The sequence below is a fragment of the Pseudoalteromonas sp. SR43-2 genome, from assembly GCF_014163885.1.
GTDB lineage: Bacteria > Pseudomonadota > Gammaproteobacteria > Enterobacterales > Alteromonadaceae > Pseudoalteromonas > Pseudoalteromonas distincta.
Genome location: NZ_JACJED010000056.1, coordinates 1 through 285 on the forward strand (window position 1 = coordinate 1; position 285 = coordinate 285).

Annotated in this window: 1 rRNA gene; it reads right to left on the minus strand. The window is 46.0% G+C overall.

Annotated elements, in window-relative coordinates:
- Positions 1 to 173 precede the first annotated feature (173 nt).
- Positions 174 to 285: ribosomal RNA gene (rrf, locus tag H5120_RS20075) — 5S ribosomal RNA — on the minus strand; the annotation flags it as partial.

Consider the following 285-nt stretch of genomic DNA (forward strand, 5'->3'; position numbering starts at 1 on the left):
GAAAGTCACATAGCAAATACTACACTCTCTTTGTGTCAGGGCGGCCTTCAATGGGGCTCGCCTTTGAGCTGTTTCGTTTCACTACTTAGTTCGGCATGGGCTCTTGGCTATTTACTAAATCCCAGAAAGCAAAAAACCCGTCACATTGCTGTAACGGGTTTCTACAATTTGAAGCCTGGTAATGTCCTACTTTCACATAGCAAATGCTACACTATCATCGGCGCTGTTTCGTTTCACTACTGAGTTCGGCATGGAGTCAGGTGGGTCCAAAACGCTATTGTCACC